At 63.0% G+C, this 16,871-nt stretch carries 15 protein-coding genes; 1 reads left to right on the top strand and 14 read right to left on the bottom strand.

Translation table 11 applies throughout. From position 1 onward, the window contains the following. Position 1: 1 nt before the first annotated feature. Positions 2-349 (bottom strand): preprotein translocase subunit YajC, encoded by a 348-nt coding sequence (gene yajC, locus BW978_RS14215; RefSeq protein ID WP_076396088.1) that lies wholly within the window; start codon positions 347-349, stop codon positions 2-4. Between the two features lie 205 nt (positions 350-554). Here yajC and BW978_RS14210 point away from each other — a divergent pair, with 205 nt between their 5' ends. Further along, a complete protein-coding gene (locus BW978_RS14210; protein WP_076396086.1) occupies positions 555-1,427 on the top strand; it encodes an ATP-binding protein in 873 nt (290 codons plus the stop codon). A gap of 75 nt (positions 1,428-1,502) precedes the next feature. Here the strand turns inward: BW978_RS14210 and BW978_RS14205 are convergent, their stop codons facing one another. The 13 genes from BW978_RS14205 to argS all read right to left on the bottom strand — a co-directional run bounded on the left by BW978_RS14205 (position 1,503) and on the right by argS (position 16,856). After that, positions 1,503-3,038, bottom strand: coding sequence for a peptidoglycan DD-metalloendopeptidase family protein (locus tag BW978_RS14205; protein WP_076396084.1), 1,536 nt, complete (start codon positions 3,036-3,038; stop codon positions 1,503-1,505). A 179-nt stretch (positions 3,039-3,217) separates the two neighbouring features. Further along, positions 3,218-3,871, bottom strand: coding sequence for a protein-L-isoaspartate(D-aspartate) O-methyltransferase (locus BW978_RS14200; protein ID WP_076396082.1), 654 nt, complete (start codon positions 3,869-3,871; stop codon positions 3,218-3,220). Then, positions 3,868-4,638, bottom strand: coding sequence for a 5'/3'-nucleotidase SurE (surE, locus tag BW978_RS14195; protein WP_076396080.1), 771 nt, complete (start codon positions 4,636-4,638; stop codon positions 3,868-3,870). The genes BW978_RS14200 and surE overlap by 4 nt, the downstream gene beginning before the upstream one ends. Positions 4,639-4,660: 22 nt before the next feature. Beyond that, entirely contained in the window at positions 4,661-5,944 is a 1,284-nt protein-coding gene (gene serS, locus BW978_RS14190) for a serine--tRNA ligase (RefSeq protein WP_076396078.1), read from the bottom strand. A gap of 104 nt (positions 5,945-6,048) precedes the next feature. After that, positions 6,049-6,858, bottom strand: a complete 810-nt coding sequence (gene tatC, locus BW978_RS14185) for a twin-arginine translocase subunit TatC (protein ID WP_076396076.1) — start codon at positions 6,856-6,858, stop codon at positions 6,049-6,051. After that, a complete protein-coding gene (gene tatB, locus BW978_RS14180; RefSeq protein ID WP_076396074.1) occupies positions 6,855-7,640 on the bottom strand; it encodes a Sec-independent protein translocase protein TatB in 786 nt (261 codons plus the stop codon). The genes tatC and tatB overlap by 4 nt, the downstream gene beginning before the upstream one ends. 114 nt (positions 7,641-7,754) lie before the next feature. Next, positions 7,755-7,976: a twin-arginine translocase TatA/TatE family subunit gene (locus BW978_RS14175; protein ID WP_054150147.1), complete on the bottom strand. Its 222-nt coding sequence runs from the start codon at positions 7,974-7,976 to the stop codon at positions 7,755-7,757. A 12-nt stretch (positions 7,977-7,988) separates the two neighbouring features. Continuing rightward, entirely contained in the window at positions 7,989-9,116 is a 1,128-nt protein-coding gene (locus tag BW978_RS14170; RefSeq protein ID WP_076396549.1) for an ABC transporter ATP-binding protein, read from the bottom strand. An 89-nt stretch (positions 9,117-9,205) separates the two neighbouring features. Next, positions 9,206-9,904 (bottom strand): SMC-Scp complex subunit ScpB, encoded by a 699-nt coding sequence (gene scpB, locus BW978_RS14165; protein WP_076396547.1) that lies wholly within the window; start codon positions 9,902-9,904, stop codon positions 9,206-9,208. A gap of 39 nt (positions 9,905-9,943) precedes the next feature. After that, positions 9,944-10,741, bottom strand: a complete 798-nt coding sequence (locus BW978_RS14160) for a segregation and condensation protein A (RefSeq protein WP_076396072.1) — start codon at positions 10,739-10,741, stop codon at positions 9,944-9,946. A 71-nt stretch (positions 10,742-10,812) separates the two neighbouring features. Next, positions 10,813-11,841, bottom strand: coding sequence for a beta-N-acetylhexosaminidase (nagZ, locus tag BW978_RS14155; RefSeq protein ID WP_076396070.1), 1,029 nt, complete (start codon positions 11,839-11,841; stop codon positions 10,813-10,815). A gap of 126 nt (positions 11,842-11,967) precedes the next feature. Beyond that, positions 11,968-15,030: an SPOR domain-containing protein gene (locus tag BW978_RS14150; RefSeq protein ID WP_076396068.1), complete on the bottom strand. Its 3,063-nt coding sequence runs from the start codon at positions 15,028-15,030 to the stop codon at positions 11,968-11,970. A gap of 65 nt (positions 15,031-15,095) precedes the next feature. Beyond that, entirely contained in the window at positions 15,096-16,856 is a 1,761-nt protein-coding gene (gene argS / locus BW978_RS14145) for an arginine--tRNA ligase (protein ID WP_076396066.1), read from the bottom strand. Between the last annotated feature and the right edge of the window lie 15 nt (positions 16,857-16,871).

Raw genomic sequence — 16,871 nt, 5'->3', positions numbered from 1 at the left:
ATCAGGCGGCGGTTTCGGTCTTTACCGGCTCGCCCTTGACGCGGACTTCCGCCACATACTGGCGCATCGCACGAACCTTCACGCCATCGGCGATTTCCAGTTCGAGTTCCTTGTCGTCGATCACCTTGGTGACCTTGGCGACGATGCCGCCACCCATGATCACCTGGTCGCCACGACGAATGGCGGAAAGCGTCTCTTCACGCTTCTTCATCTGCGTCCGCTGCGGACGGATCAGGAAGAAATACCAGACCACCATCAGCGGTGCGAAGAGCAGCAGCATTTCCAGTCCGGATCCCATCGCGCTCGGGGCGGCAACTGCGTCCTGGGCAAAGGCCTCGGTGATAAACATGAAAGACTCCCTATTGAAGCGTATTGGGGAGCCGCGCGGCCCCCTCGTCAGGTCGCCGGAATATAGTGAGAGAGCCCATGAATGCAACAGAAACAGCGCAGGAGCGTACCATTTTCAGGCCCCTCACCCTTTCTGCCCGCAATTCTGCGTGATACCGCCCGAGCCAAGGCTTGAACAGCCGGACCGGACGACGAGGAGCAGGACGATGGATGATCAGACCGTGAGCGCACTTCTGGCCGAAGTGAAGCGTCTCACAGAGGCCGTGGAACGGCTGGCAGGGCCAGCACCCGCCGTCAACGACTGGCAGGCGGCAGACTGTTTCATCTGGTCTCCGGCACGGCTTCACCTCCAGCCCGTCAAACGTCCGAACCGTGTGGAACTGGGCCTGATCCGCGGTGTCGACCATGTGCGCGACATCCTGCACGAAAACACATTGCGCTTCGCCGAAGGCTTTCCGGCGAACAACGTGCTGCTCTGGGGCGCGCGCGGCATGGGCAAGTCGTCGCTGGTCAAGGCCGTCCATGCCGACATCATCAAGACGAACGGCATCGCACTGAAGCTCGTCGAAGTGCATCGGGAGGATATCTCGACGCTGCCGGGCCTGCTGGAGATCATCAAGGATGCACCACACAGGATCGTCGTCTTCTGCGACGACCTCTCCTTCGACCATGACGACACGGCGTACAAGTCGCTGAAGGCGGCGCTGGACGGCGGCGTCGAGGGACGGCCGGACAACGTGCTCTTCTATGCAACATCCAATCGGCGCCATCTTCTGCCACGCCACATGATGGAGAACGAGCAGCCGACGGCGATCAACCCATCGGAAGCCGTCGAGGAGAAGGTCTCGCTCTCGGACCGGTTTGGCCTCTGGCTCGGCTTCCACAAGTGCAGCCAGGACGATTACCTCACGATGATCGACGGCTATGCCACGCATTTTGCGCTGCCACTGCCTCGCGAGCAGTTGCATCACGAAGCGCTGGAATGGGCAACCACCCGCGGCGGCCGCTCGGGGCGCGTCGCCTGGCAGTATATCCAGGATCTCGCCGGACGGCTGCGCATATCCACCGAGCGTCGTTGATCTGACCTTTGCCAGACATGGAAAAGGCCCGGAACGAGAGTTCCGGGCCTTTTCACTCACCTGGTACGCAATACACTATTCCAGGAAAGTGATCGGGTTGACCGGAGCTGCATCCTTGCGGACTTCGAAGTGCAGCATCGGCCGCTTGACGTTACCGGTCATGCCGGATGTGGCGATCGTCTGGCCGCGCTGGACCTTCTGGCCACGCTGCACCGAGAGCGCATCCGCATGGCCGTAGACGGTGACCTTGCCATCGTCGTGACGGACGAGAACCGTGTTGCCGAGTTCCTTCAGACCGTTGCCGGCATAGATGACAACACCATTTTCGGCGGCCTTGATCGGCGTGCCCTGCGGCACGGAAATCGCGATACCGTCGCTGCGCTTGCCATCGATATTGGCGCCAAAATTGGCGATGACAGCACCACGAGCCGGCCAACGATACTTGCCGATGCCGGTCAATTCCGGCGCGGCTGTTTCCGGATTGGCGGCGGCGACTTCCGTCACCGACTTGTTGGCGGCCGGTGCCTTGTACTCGGCAGGCTGACCGGCAGCCGGCACGGAAGCGGTCTGGACCGGATCGGCGGCGGGTGCCGCCGGAGCCTGGGCAATGGCAGGTGCCGGCACCGAGGTCCTCTTTGCCGGGACCACGAGCGCCTGTCCGATGCGGATATTGCCGGTCGTCAGACCGTTGGCGTTCTTGAGATCATCGACTGAAACGCCGCTGGCCTTGGCAATGCGGGCCAGGGAATCACCCGGCTTCACGATGTATGACCCTGCACCGGTGCCAGCGCCTGCATCCGACTTGCCGGTGGCGGCCGATGCCGAAACCTGCTGCTTTTCGCGGGAATTCTGGGAATTCGGCAGGACGGCGACATTCTGCTGCTGGTCGCCCGGCAGCACAGGCTTCCTGCCATCGGTCGGCAGGCCGGACGCATCGGCCGCAGCGCGGGCCGCATTGGGACCGCCGAAGGTCGGGATGATCACGAGCTGACCGGGAGCCGCATCGCTGACATGGGTCAGACCGTTGGCCTTGAGGAGTTCCTTCTGCGGCACGCCGTAGCGATCGGCGAGCGTGGCGATGGTCTCGCCGGGCCGCAAGGTCACGCGGGCAGCACCGGCCGTCGACCAACCGCCCTGACGGGGCGTCGAACCGGTCGATGTCGGTTCGGCCAGAACCTGGCCTGGGTTGACCGCAGCCACCTGACCGGCTTGCGGCTGAGGCGCAGACGGGAAGGGCTGCGCAAGCGCTGCAGCACGCTCGGAATTGTTGCCAGACGCAGACGGCGCGGCGAGTTCGGCGCGCTGCACCGAGGCCGGCGTGCTTGCAGCACGGGCAGATGCGGGCGTTTCATAAGCCGGGCTTGCCGGCATCGGCTGCGCCATGGCCTGAGACTGACCGTACATGCCGCCACCACCGATGTTCTCGGCGGGCACTGGCGGTTGATTGCGCTGCTGACGAGGGATGGACGCGGTGGTCAGACTGTCGGTGGAAAAGACCGAGCTGAAGCGCGAGGCGTCTGAACTACACCCGGCTGCCGTACCGGCCAGGAGGAACGCGCCGCACAAACGAGCGACAGACAATCCAGCTTTCGGCGATACACTTTTACGCATGACTCGACCCACATATGACACAACTTGATGTGGGTTCATTAAAGCGCGTTAGTATTACCGGTCAGTTAACCCCGTGGATTCGTTATGAACGAATTCGGCGAAGCGCATATAAATTATGCAAAGAGAGGCGCGCTTGCGCCTGCGCTCAAAGGGATCTGGAAAGTTCAAAAAATACGAATTCAGAGGTGCTGGGCAATCTTCGGCTGCAGCGGCAGGAAGGGCACCTCGAACAGATCCTCTCGTTCGAAGCGGCTCCCGGTCTTGGTCAGGCGGACCATCACGCAGCGCTCCTCGTCCAGCATGATCGGCGCAAGCAGCATTCCGCCGGAGACGAGTTGTTCGGCAAAGAAACGCGGCATGACGGGATAGGCCGCCGTGGATAGGATTCGGTCGAAGGTCCCCTCGCCCGGCAGCCCGTTCGAGCCGTCGACCTGACGGAGGATGACGTTGCGAAGCGCAAGCCGCTCTAATCGACCCTGGGCACTCGCTATCAGGGTCTTGTAACGCTCGATCGAGATCACCCGTTCGGCAAGCCGCCCGAGAACGGCGGTCGCGAAGCCACTGCCGGTGCCGATCTCGAGCACGCGATGGCCTGGCTTCACCTGGAGCATGGAAAGCAGTCGAACGGCGAGATCCGCGCCCTCCATAAACTGCCCGCATTCGATCGGGATGGAGCGGCTGGAATAGGCGCTCTGGGCATATTCGGGCGGAACGAAGCTCGAGCGATGCGTTTGCTCGACGGCCGTCAGCAGGTCGAGATCGGTGATGCCTTCGGCCCTGAGCCGCAAGACCAGAGCCGCAAAGCCCTCGCGCTCGACCAGGGCAGATCTCACACTGCATCCCCATCGGCGAGTGCAGCCGCAACCATGTCCTGCACTGCATAGTCGGTCATGTCGAGCTTCAGCGGCGTCACGGAAATCTTCTTCTCGCGCAGCGCATGAATGTCGGTTCCGGCGCGGAAGTTGCCCTTGCGGTCGCCGAATCGCAGCCAGAAATAAGGAAGGCCGCGCCCATCCTGTCGCTCTTCCACCGAGAGGCCGAAGTCCAGCTTTCCCTGCGACGTCACATCGATGCCCTGCACCTCTTCCGGTTCACAATTCGGGAAGTTGAGATTGAGAAATGTGCCGGGCGGCAAATCGATCGTCGAAAGCTTCTTCAAAAGATCGGGCGCCAGCGCTTCTGCAACATGCCACGGGATCGGCGCACCCGCCTCATAGCTATAGGCCTGGCTCAGCGCAAAGGACCTGACACCGTGCACCGTTCCTTCGATCGCACCGGCAACCGTGCCCGAATAAGTGACGTCGTCGGCCATGTTGGCGCCGGCATTGACGCCGGACAGGACGAGATCGGGCTTGCGGTCGAGAACCTTGCGGATCGCCATGATGACGCAATCGGTCGGCGTGCCACGCAGGGCAAACTTCTGATCTCCGAGCTCCCGCAGACGCAAGGGCTCGGACAGCGTCAGCGAATGGGCAAGCCCGCTCTGGTCGGTCTCCGGGGCGACGATCCAGACATCGTCGGACAGGCTGCGGGCGATGCGCTCCAGGGAGGCAAGGCCCGGAGCGTGGATACCGTCGTCATTCGTCAGCAGGATGCGCATGGCCACTCCGGTTGCGGCGTGTTCAGGCCGCCTTCTCGATTTTCTTGATGCCGCCCATATAGGGCAGCAGAACGTCAGGCACGGTGATAGAACCGTCCTCGTTCAGGTAGTTTTCCATCACCGCGATCAGGCAGCGGCCGACAGCCGTGCCCGAACCGTTCAGCGTGTGCACGAAGGTCGTGCCCTTGCCGTCCTTGTTGCGGTAACGCGCATTCATGCGTCGGCCCTGGAAATCGCCACAGACCGAGCAGGAGGAGATTTCGCGATAGGTGTTCTGGCCCGGCAGCCAGACCTCAAGGTCATAGGTCTTGCGGGCGCCGAAGCCCATGTCGCCGGTGCAGAGCGTCATGGTGCGGAAATGCAGGCCGAGACGCTTCAAGACTTCTTCGGCGCAGGCCGTCATGCGCTCATGCTCGGCCATCGAGCTTTCGGCATCGGTGATCGAAACGAGTTCACATTTCCAGAACTGGTGCTGGCGCAGCATGCCGCGGGTGTCGCGACCGGCGGAACCTGCCTCCGAACGGAAGGATGGGGTAAGGGCAGTAAAGCGCAGCGGCAGCTTTTCCTGGTCGAGAATTTCGCCCGAGACGAGGTTGGTAAGCGTGACCTCGGCCGTCGGGATCAGCCAGCGACCGTCGGTCGTCTTGAACAGGTCTTCCGCAAATTTCGGCAGCTGGCCGGTGCCATACATGGCGTCGTCGCGCACCATCAGCGGCGATGACACTTCGGTATAGCCGTGTTCTGATGTGTGCAGATCCAGCATGAACTGGCCAAGGGCGCGCTCAAGTCTCGCGAGCTGGCTCGTCAGGACCGTGAAGCGCGAGCCGGACAGCTTGGCTGCGCGCTCGAAATCCATGTAGCCGAGATTTTCGCCGATTTCGAAGTGCTCGAAGGGCTTGTGGTTCCAGGTCGGCTTTTCGCCGACGACGCGGGCGACGACGTTGTCGTGCTCGTCCTTGCCCACGGGCACGTCGTCATGGGGAACGTTCGGGATGCGCGACAGGGCGTCGTTGAGCTCAGCGGTAAGCTGGCGTTCTTCCTCTTCGGCCGCCGGCAGCGTGTCCTTGAGCGAAGCGACTTCCGCCTTCAGCTTCTCGGCGAGCTCCATGTCCTTCTGCGCCATGGCGGCGCCGATTTCCTTGGACGCGCTGTTACGACGCGACTGCATGTCCTGCATCGCCTGGGCGACAGACCGGCGTTTCTGGTCGAGCGCGATCAGCGAGGCAGACAGCGGCTCGGCACCGCGCTTGGCGAGTGCGGCATCGAAGGCCTCGGGGTTTTCACGGATCCACTTGATATCGAGCATCGTCGTTCCAGGTCTTGGTTTTCGACCGGGATCGGAGCTGGCCGGCGGCCACGTCCGGCCCCATGTCGGCATGGGTTAATTGCGGCGAGACCGCCCGGCCTGCCTTAGGCCCGCTCTTCAGAGCCAGCCTCGGCGAGTTCCGTGGCAGCGCGCTTCTTCTCGATGAGTCGCGCCACATAGATGGCCACCTCGTAGAGAAGGATCGTCGGCAGTGCAAGACCGATCTGGGAAAGCGGATCTGGCGGCGTCACGATGGCTGCAATGACGAAGGCGACGACGATGAAATACTTGCGCTTGTCGGCCAACCACTGACTTTCCAGAATGCCGACACGCACCAGGAGACTGGTGACGACCGGCAACTGGAACACGAGGCCGAAGGAGAAGATCAGGGTCATGATCAGCCCCAGATATTCCGAGACGCGCGGCAGAAGCGAAATCGCAACCCCGCCCTCTTCAGGCGCCTGCTGCATGGCCAGGAAGAACCACATGACCATGGGCGTAAAGACGAAATAGACGAGCGAGGCGCCGAGCAGGAAGAGGATCGGGGATGCGACAAGGAACGGCAGGAAGGCGGCGCGTTCGTTCTTGTAGAGGCCCGGCGCCACGAACTTGTAGACCTGCGAGGCGATGACCGGAAAGGCGATGACCATGGCGCAGAAGGCTGCAACCTTTACCTGGGTAAAGAAGAATTCCTGCGGCGCCGTATAGATGAGTTCGGTCTTCGTTACGTCGAGCCCCGCCCAGTCCACTGCCCATTTGTAGGGGACGACCAGCAGGTTGAAGAGCTGCTTGGCGAAGTAGAAGCAGACGAGGAAAGCGACGAAGAAGGCGCCGAGCGCCCAGATCAGGCGCGAACGCAATTCGATCAGATGCTCAATCAACGGCTGGGGCTTGTCGTCCATATCGCCGCTCATGCGCGGTCCTCACTCTTGGGCTTGCGTGCCTTGGGCGCTGGCTTGGCAACGGCGGTCTCGGCCGCGGCCGGCTTGGCGGCTGCCGTCTTCGCCACAGCAGGCTTCGATTTTTTCGGTGCTGCCACGATCGGCGCAGTGGCAGCCACAGGCGCCGGCTTCGCTGATTTCGCAGACGCCTTCACCGGGGTGTCGGGCTTGGCAGCGGCCTTGGCCGCCGGCTTGCGCTTGACCACTTTTGTCTCGACGACAGGTGGCGTGATCGCTGCCGGGGCTGAGGTGGCCGGCGCGGTTGGCAATACGGATGCGGCGACTGGAGCAGCCGCCGGTGTGGTCGCGGTCGGAGCGGTTGCTGCCGGAGCTATCGGCTGCTGAGCCAGGGGCTTCAATTCTTCCGGTGGCTCACCGAGGCCAAGCGGCACATCGGGGAGAATGGAGTTCTCCTCATAGCCATCGTCAAGCGGCGCCGGCTTGCCGTTGGGGCGCGTGGAACGCTCCAGATCCGATTTGATCTCCTGCCCCATCTGGCGGAGCGGATTGAGCGTCTCGCGGATCGTGTTTGCCGGATTGAGCGAGCGGATGTCGTTGACCGAATTCTTCAGGTCATCGAGCTCTGCCTCGCGCAGGGCCTCGTCGAACTGGGCGCGGAATTCGCCTGCAGTCTGACGCAAGCGCTTGGTCATCTTGCCAAAGGCCCGGATCATCGGCGGCAGATCCTTCGGACCCACCACGACGATCAGGATGACCGCAATCACCAAAAGCTCGGTCCAGCCTATATCCAGCATGCAAACGGGCTCCTGATGCCACGCCATGGCGCCTCAAGACGGGCGCCGGTCTTCCAAGGTTTCAACGAAGAACGGGCAGCCCGAGGAGCCGCCCGTCCGATCGGCTGAAGCCAATCACTTAACCTCGTCGGCCTTATGGTCGACTGTCTTCGTCACGGTGGGCTGTGCGTTGGAGGCGGTCTGCTTCTCGCTCTCGTCCTCTTCGCTGATGCCCTTCTTGAAGCTCTTGATGCCCTTAGCAACGTCGCCCATCAGTTCCGGGATCTTGCCGCGACCGAAGAGAAGCAGGACGATCGCCAGAACGATGATCCAGTGCCAAATGCTAAACGAACCCATGCCTGCCACTCCTTAGATTTTCGTTTCCCCGATGTAGGGGCTTTGCGGTGTCTTTTCAAACACCAAAATGTCCTTGGGCTCAACCGCAATCGTCACGTCGCGCACACGCGCTGACAACATGTCAGCCCTGATCCGCGCTCGCACCGGCCGCTCGGTGCCGGGAACGGCAAGGTCGAGCAGCTCGACGACGCCAAGGAAACGCCGCGCGATGATGCGGGCCGGAATGGGACCGCCGCTGTCGCGAACCGACAGACCGGACAGCCGCACTGCAACTTCAACCTCGGCGCCCTCGGCGATGTCGCCGGAATCGGCAGCCCCCAAGGGCGTCTCAACACGACCGCCACGCACTCTCCCGGAGAATTCGTTGATCTCCGAGAAGAAGGCAGCGGCGAAAATGTCGTTGGGCCGGCGGTAGAGGTCGTCCGAGGTCCCAACCTGCACAAGCCGACCATTCTTCAGCAATGCAATCCTGTCGGCCATGCGCATGGCCTCTTCGGCGTCATGGGTGACGACGACAGCAGTCGCGCGGGTCTCACGAAGAATTGCGAGCGTGTCGGCCCGCACGGTGTCCTTCAGGCGCGAATCGAGGCCGGAAAACGGCTCGTCCATCAGAAGCACGCTCGGGCGGGGTGCGAGCGCTCTCGCCAGTGCCACGCGCTGCTGCTCGCCGCCCGACAGGGCATGCGGGAACTTCTCTGCATAATGCGCAAGCCCGACGCGCTCCAATGCGGCCATGGCTTCAGCCACGGCCTCTTTGCGCGGCAGTGCTGTCAGGCCGAAGCGAACATTGTCGAGCACGCACATATGGGGAAAGAGCGCAAAGTCCTGGAACATCAATCCGATGCCACGCTTCTCCGGCGGCAGGAAGCTTGTCGGACCTGCCACCTCGCGGTCGTTGATGACAACGCGACCGGACGTCTGCGCCTCGATGCCGGCGGCGATCCTGAGCAGTGTCGTCTTGCCAGATCCTGAGGGACCCAGCAGGCAAAGCACTTCGCCCGGTTCGGCGGTCAGCGAGACGCCACGGATCGTCTCCTTGCCGTGGTAACGGTGATGAATATCCTCGAAGGTCAGGCGCGCGGCAAAGGTTACGCCCGCCGTGCGCTGGCCGTCTCCGTGCTGGATCTTCGCTGGGTTCATTCTGCCGTCCACGCGGCTCATTCCGGATCGTTGCGGATTTCTGCAGCCGCAAGACCCGGTATCACCGGTCACCATTGAAAAAGCTGACCCTATTCCTCTGCTTCACCGCCCGGAGTCAAGAGGCCGAGTTCTTCAAGGTCGAGCTGGGTAATCGGATCTTCGTCGTCGGTCAGATCGTCATGGGCCATGGGAAGCGGTATGTTGAAGTTGGCGGGGATACGGCCCGAGAGCAGCCCTGCCCCCTTCAATTCTTCGAGACCGGGCAAGTCACGCAGCTCTTCCAATCCGAAATGGTCGAGGAAATCACGGGTCGTGCCGAGTGTCACCGGGCGGCCCGGCGAACGACGGCGCCCGCGAAACCGCACCCAGCCTGCCTCCATCAGCACGTCAAGCGTGCCCTTCGAGGTCTGGACGCCTCTGATGTCCTCGATCTCGGCCCGCGTCACCGGCTGGTGATAGGCAATGATCGCCAGCACTTCGAGGGCGGCACGCGAGAGCTTCTTGACGTCTGCCTCGTCGTTGCGGATGGCAAAGGACAGGTCTGCCGCCGTGCGAAAGGCCCAGTGATCGTCGACCTGCACGACGTTCACCCCGCGCGCAGCATAGTCCTGCTTCAGCTGTTGGAGGATTTCGGGCGCTGAGACACCGCGTGGCAGGCGCTCCTCGATAAAGCTTGTCGAGACGGGCTGGGCCGAGGCGAAGACGAGGGCTTCAGCGATCCTCAGCGCCTCGCGGCGATCAAGCTCGGCGCGCAGGGCTGCGGAATGACCGCCCTCCTCTGGTTCCATGCCCTCCTCCGGCTCGAGATCGTCCACATCGGCCACGGCTTACTCCACCGCCTTGAGCGCCTCGGCCTTTGGGCCGCTGCGCATGTAGATCGGTTGGAAGGCGCCCTCCTGGCGAATTTCGAGCCGCCCCTCGCGCACCAGTTCAAGGGATGCTGCAAAGGCACTGGCAATTGCGGTCACCCGCTCCTCCGGGCTCGACAGGTAACGCAGCAGGAAATGGTCGAGCGCCGTCCAGTCGGAAATCTCGCCGATCATGCGGGTCAGGATGCCGCGCGCATCAGACAGCGACCAGACCCGCCGCCTTTCGATCGTCACCTGGGTGATCGCCTGGCGCTGACGGAGCGACGCGTAGGCCGTCAGCAAGTCGTAGAGCGAGGCCTCATAGGCGCTCACCGCCCGCGACGGCACGTGCTCCGGTGCACCGCGCGGGTGCACGTCCCGGCCGAGCCGGTTGCGGTTGATCAGCCTTGATGCGGCCTCGCGCATCGCTTCCAGCCGTTTCAGGCGGAAGGCAAGCGTCTGGGCCATTTCCTCGCCCGAAGGGCCATCGTCCTTCGGCTGCTGGGGGATCAGCAGACGGGACTTCAGATAGGCGAGCCAGGCGGCCATCACGAGATAGTCGGCGGCAAGCTCGATGCGGATGCGCCGGGCACTTTCAATGAAAAGCAAATATTGCTCCGCCAATGCCAGCACTGAAATCCGGGCGAGATCGACCTTCTGGTTGCGGGCAAGAAAGAGCAGGAGATCCAGCGGCCCTTCGAAGCCGGCGACATCGATCAGCAAAGCGGGGTCGCTTGCGGCCCTCTCCTCGGCCGTATCCTGCCAGAGGCTGTCCATCGGCGTCGGAACAGGCGTCTCTCCCTGGGAGGGCCGGTTCAAAACCGTCGGCTGGACGGGGCCACGCACCATCAGGCCACCGCCATCAGGTTGGCGAATTCGTCGCGAAGGGCCTGCTCGTCGGCAGCTTCCGGGACGGCAAATGCCGCCTCGACGGCATCTGCCCGCTCCCGTGCCTTGCCGGAGAGCTCGGACACAGCTGCCGCGACAGCTTTCATCTCGTCCATATGACCATGGCAATGCAGAACAACGTCGAGCGTGGCGGCGATGCGCACCGCCCGCTCGCCGATCGTGCCCTTCAGTGCATTCATCGAGATATCGTCGGACATCAGCAGCCCCTCGAAGCCGATCGCCTTGCGCACGATTTCCTCGGTGACAATCCGAGAGGTCGAGGCAGGATGATCGGGGTCGATGTCGGTATACACGACATGGCAGCTCATTCCCATCAGCTCGTGGGCCAACGCCTTGAACGGCACGAAATCATGGGCTTCGAGCTCGGACCGCGGGACGGTGACGACAGGCAATTCGTGATGGCTGTCGGCCATGCCGCGCCCGTGTCCCGGCATGTGCTTCATGACCGGCAGCACGGCGCCGGCCTTCAGGCCATCCGCCGCCGCCTGCCCCATCTTTGCAACGACATGCGGATCGTTGGAATAGGCTCTGTCGCCGATGACGTTGGAGGCACCAACGATCGGTACATCCAGCACCGGGAGGCAGTCGACGTTGATGCCGAGGCGATAGAGGTCGAAGGCGTGAAGGCGCGACATCAGCCAGGCGGCCCGCAATCCCTTTTCGGCGTCCCGGTCATAGAGCGCGCCGAGATCCGCACCGGAGGGATAACGCGGTGCGATCGGCTCGCGGATGCGCTGCACGCGCCCGCCTTCCTGGTCGATCAGGACCGGAACTTCGGCACCGCCACCGACGGTCTCGCGCATTTGGGCAACCAGATCCTTGACCTGCTCGGCCTCGCCGATGTTGCGGCCAAAGAGGATGAAACCCCAGGGCTGTTCATCACGATAGAAGGCCTTCTCGTCGGCGCTTAAGCGCTGGCCGAGGCAACCGAGGATCATGGCTTTGGCGGGGCGGGACTGTGATGTCATGGCAAGACCATATCGAGAGGGAGAAGAAAACGAAGGGCCCGGGAGCAAGTGCCAAGGCCTCATACACAAAAAAAGAGGCGGAACACGCGGTTCCGCCTCTCGAAGATTTGAAAATCGGGTCCAGCCTCAGCGAGAGACGAGGCAGCTTCCGCCGGCGGCGCGATACTGCTCGCACAGTGCCACGGCGTCATCCTTGGAGCCAGCAACGATGCGCACGCGGTAGAAGGTGCCCTTGCCGGGGATGTCCGCCTGGCGGATTTCCCAGGGCTTGCCACCCAACACGCTTCCAAACTTGGAGGACAGGCTGCTGTAGCTCTTCTGGGCGTCGGCCTCGGATGGCAGGGATGCGATCTGAACGCCGAAGCTGCCCGCCGGTGCAGCAGTGGCAGCAGCAGGCGTTGCCGCGGCCGGTGATGCGGAAGCAACCTCGGCCTGGGCGGCCGGCTGCGCCGGTGCCGTGGCAGCCGGAGCAGACGGACGAAGATTGCCCTGATCCGTCACTGTGCCGACGACGTTGACCGGCTGGTCGGCCGGGCGGGTTGTCGGGACCGGTGCACGCGATGCGGTTGCATCTGCGGGAGCCGCTACCGTCTCTGCCGTGACCGGGGTTGCGGCGGCCAGTTCAGCTGCAGCGGTCGTCGTGGCGGCAGGCGCAGTCGCCGCAGCGTCGGTCGTACCACCCGGCGTCACGACGCGGGTATCGACGGTCCTCACGGTATCGGCGGCATTGGTGTTCGGGACGCTCGGCGGTGCGAGTACCGGAGCGTCGGCAGCTGATTGCGACGAAGGCGCAGACGCTGTCTGGAGCTCAGCCGGTGTCGGTTCGGCCGGAACTTCCTGAGCGACCAGAGTGCCGTCGGGGCGAACGATCATCGTGCGCACCTTGCGCGGCGTGATCGTCGCCGGGTCTTCCGCCGCGGCCTGCTGTGGCTGGCCATCGGGGAGCAGACGCGGATCCTCGGTTTCTCCGACCGGTGTCGCCAGGGCTTCGCTTCCACCATCCATCGGTAGCGTTTCCGGGATCAGGGTGCGCTGGACGACATCGATTGGCTGCTCTTGCGAGGAAATAAGGCTGGGCTGCGTGGGATCCTCGACCCCATTGCCGGCCACCCGATCATAAACGGCCTTGTCCTGGTTCGGAACGGACTTGCCGCCCGGATCGTCTGGAACGATCTTCACCGGCGACTTGTCGGCGGCAATCACCTGCGGCTCACCGCTGCTGAGCGTGCCGATGGCACCGCTTCCGAGCCAGGCATAGAGGCCGCCAGCGCCGGCGAGCAACACGATCACGGCCGTGCCTGCCATCAGATAGGGCTTGATGTGACGGAACCGGAAGCCCTGCCCCTCACCCGATATGGTGATGTGGCCGCGGCTTTCGGGTTCCAAGGCGCCCGAAGAGTTCATCGAGGTGCGGAAATCTTCCTCCAGCGCCTTCTCGAAAGCGTCGAATTCGTCGAGCGGTGCGGCAGGTGCGCGGACACCCGCTGCGGCTGCAGGTGCGACCGCTGCGGCAACACGGCTGACTGCGGCCGGGTTCGGCTGGCGTGCTGCCGGTACCACGGGCTCCTCGAACAAGGTCGCAAGCTCCGCATCGATATCGATGTCGTAGTCCGGCTGGGTCGCCGGGGCGGGGCGTGCGTCAGCCACCGGAACATCCGGCACGTCCATGCCGCTCAGCGTTTCCAGCAAGTCGTCCTGCTCGGAGATCTCGGACGGGTCGAAAGCAAAGCTGTCATCGACCGGCATTGCCGGGCGAATGGGCGCGCTTGAAGGGACTGGCGCGACAACAGGGTTTTCCACCGCCGGGCGAGCGACGGCCGCCGCGAAGGCGGAAGCCGATACGGTTGGCGCGGCAACATAGGCAGGCACCGGAGGCGCAGCAGCGTAGGACGGTGCCGCAACCGCAGGCTCGACGGGGGCCGGTGCGGCAGCCGGGGCAGCGGCAGCCGCGAAAGCAGCGGCACTGACGGCCGGCGCGGGCTGCGGCACAGACTTCTGAGGTGCGACGTCGAGTTCGGAAAGATCGAGCTCGATCTCGTCAAGCTGCAGATCGAATTCCTGGTCCTGGAAGGGATCGAATTCCTCGTCGGCAATCACAGGGGCCGCGCGCTGAACGACCGGCTCTGCGGCCTGGGGCTGAACGACGACATCCTCGTCGATCGCCAGTTCATCGAGAAAATCGAAGCTGAAATCAACGTCGTCGCGGTTCGCTACAGGCGCTGCCGGAATGGGCGCAGGTACCGTATCCGTCGAGGTGGCACGTGGCTCCGCCTCCACGGCAAAGCCTTCGAAATCAGCCGAAACGACCGGAGCAACAACGGCATCGATCCGCTCCTGGGCTGGAGCGCTTGCCGGAATCGGCTCGACCGGACCAGCGGCCCAGTCGAAACTTGCCTTGCCAAAATCGAGCGCCACCGGCTCCTGCGCGACGGAAATCGACGACGCGCTGGGCGCTTCGAAGTCCGACAGATCGAATGCAGGGGTTTCGCGCGGCGGCTCGACAGCAAGCTGAGGCTCTGGGCGACGAACTGGCTGGGCGGAAAAATTCGCGAGCGGCAGCCGCAGCCGCGGCGTCTCGACCTGAGCCGGCTGCTGAGACGCAACGGGCGCGACCGAACGCACATCCGCATCGGCGACAGCGAATTCGAGTTCGTCGGCGAGATCGAAGCCGATCTCCGGCTCGACCCGCGCATCGACAGGCACCTCATCCACACGGCCCAACTCCGGGACATCAGTCACCGACAGATCCATATCGGACACATAGGGGTCTTCAACGTAAGAGACCGGCGCCGGGTATTCGACCGGATCGGGCTCGTAGGCCGCCTGTTGCGCAGGATAGGAAACCATGGGCTCCGGCTCGAACCGGGGCTCCTCGCGATATTGGGCCGCCGGGACGCTCTCGACAATGGCTGGCGTCGGACGCGCGACGATGGGCTCGGGCACAGACAGCGGCGGCGCATAGGACGACAGCGCAGGCGAGGCCTCATAGCCCTCGAACTCGCGCATCAATTCGTCTTCGAGATTGAATTCGGCCGATCCCATGTCGGGCGCCTGCGGAAGCGAGACAACCGGCTCACGCTTCAGCGGCTGATCGAACCCAACGATGCGGGCGAGTTCCGCCAACGGATCATCATCCGCGAAACCGTCGCCCTGCGATCGAATGCTGTTTGCAGCCTGCTTCTGTACCATTACCTGTTCCACTCACTCACGCGACTCAACGCCTGCCAGCGCAATGTGGGGAATTGGTGACGATACTATCGCATTTCTACCGGAGCTTCGGTGCCAGTAATGGCAAGTCCCGACTTCAACACGGAGGCGACAGCATGCACCAGCCCAAGCCTGGCGATGGTTAATTCTCTATGTTTATCGTTAACAAAGCGTAATTCGGGCGAATCCTTGCCCTTGTTCCAGTGAGTATGAAGAGAGCTTGCCAGATCATGCAGGTAAAATGCAAGTCGATGCGGCTCCTGCGACAGTGCTGCCGCCTCGATGATCCGGGGATATTCGGCAAGCTTGCCAATCAGCGCGAGTTCCGTCGGATCTTCGATGTGCCCCATTACGGCACTGGCGAGGTCAAGCTGCTCGATGTCGAGATCGGGCAAGGCTTCCTTCGCCTGGCGCAGAATCGACATGCAACGGGCATGGGCATACTGCACGTAGAAGACGGGATTGTCCTTCGACTGCTCGGTCACCTTGGCGAAGTCGAAATCGAGCGGTTCGGAGTTCTTCCGGTAGAGCATCATGAAGCGCACCGAATCGCGGCCGACCTCCTCGACCACTTCCCGCAGCGTCACGAAGTCGCCTGAGCGCTTCGACATCTTCACCGGCTCGCCGTCACGGTAGAGCTTGACCAGCTGGCAGAGCAGCACGGTCAGCTTCGACTTGCCTTCCGATACGGCGCGGTTGACGGCCTCGAGCCGCTTCACATAGCCGCCGTGGTCGGCACCGAGCACGTAGATCATCTCGGAGAAGCCGCGGTCGAACTTGTCCTTGAAGTAGGCGACGTCGGCGGCAAAGTAAGTGTAAGAGCCGTCGGACTTCATCAAAGGACGGTCGATGTCGTCACCAACCTCGGTCGAGCGGAACAGCGTCTGCTCCCGGTCTTCCCAATCTTCCGGCAATTGCCCCTTCGGCGGCGGCAGCGTGCCGCGATAGACATGGCCCTTGAAGGTCAGGTCGTTGATTGCGGTGCGGATCTTGGCAGCACCATTGGCATGCAGCGTCCGCTCGGAGAAGAATATTTCATGATGCACGTTGAGCGTTGCGAGATCATCGCGGATCATCACCATCATCGCATCGATGGCCTTTTCCTTGACGATGGCCAGCATGTCCTCTTCCGGCATGCCGTAAAGCTTGGTGCCGTATTCGTCGGCGAGCGCCTTGCCGACCGGCACGAGATAATCGCCCGGATAAAGACCCGCGGGAATCTCGCCGATATCCTCACCGAGCGCCTCGCGATAGCGCAGGAAGGCCGAACGGGCGAGCACGTCGATCTGTGCGCCGGCGTCGTTGATGTAGTATTCCTTGGTCACCTCATAGCCGGCAAAGCCAAGCAGGTTGGCGAGCGTGTCACCGACGACGGCGCCACGGCAATGGCCGACATGCATCGGGCCTGTCGGGTTGGCGGAGACATATTCGACATTGACCTTGTGGCCGGCGCCGACCGTCGAGCGGCCGAAATCGGTCCCCTGACGGATCATGGTCGCCAGCAGACGCTGCCAATAGGGCACCGAAAGACGAATGTTGATGAAGCCAGGACCAGCGACACCGACGTCTGCGATGTCGGGATCCTGCTTCAGCTTCTCGCCGATCAGGTCGGCGAGCGCGCGCGGGTTCATGCCCATGCCCTTGGCGAGCACCATCGCGGCATTGGTCGCGGCATCACCATGGCTCGGATCGCGCGGCGGCTCGACAACGATGCGGCTGAAGTCGAGGCTGTCGCGCTTCTCGCGCACCGCCTCGATATCGTCGAGCGCTGCTTTGATGCGGATTTCGAAATCGGCGAATAAGTTCATGGCGTATCCCTGCGC

Source organism: Rhizobium sp. RU33A (assembly GCF_900156055.1).
In the GTDB taxonomy this organism is placed as follows: Bacteria; Pseudomonadota; Alphaproteobacteria; order Rhizobiales; family Rhizobiaceae; genus Allorhizobium.
Note: the sequence above shows the minus strand (reverse complement) of the source record. Positions and strands in the feature narration are given on the sequence as shown.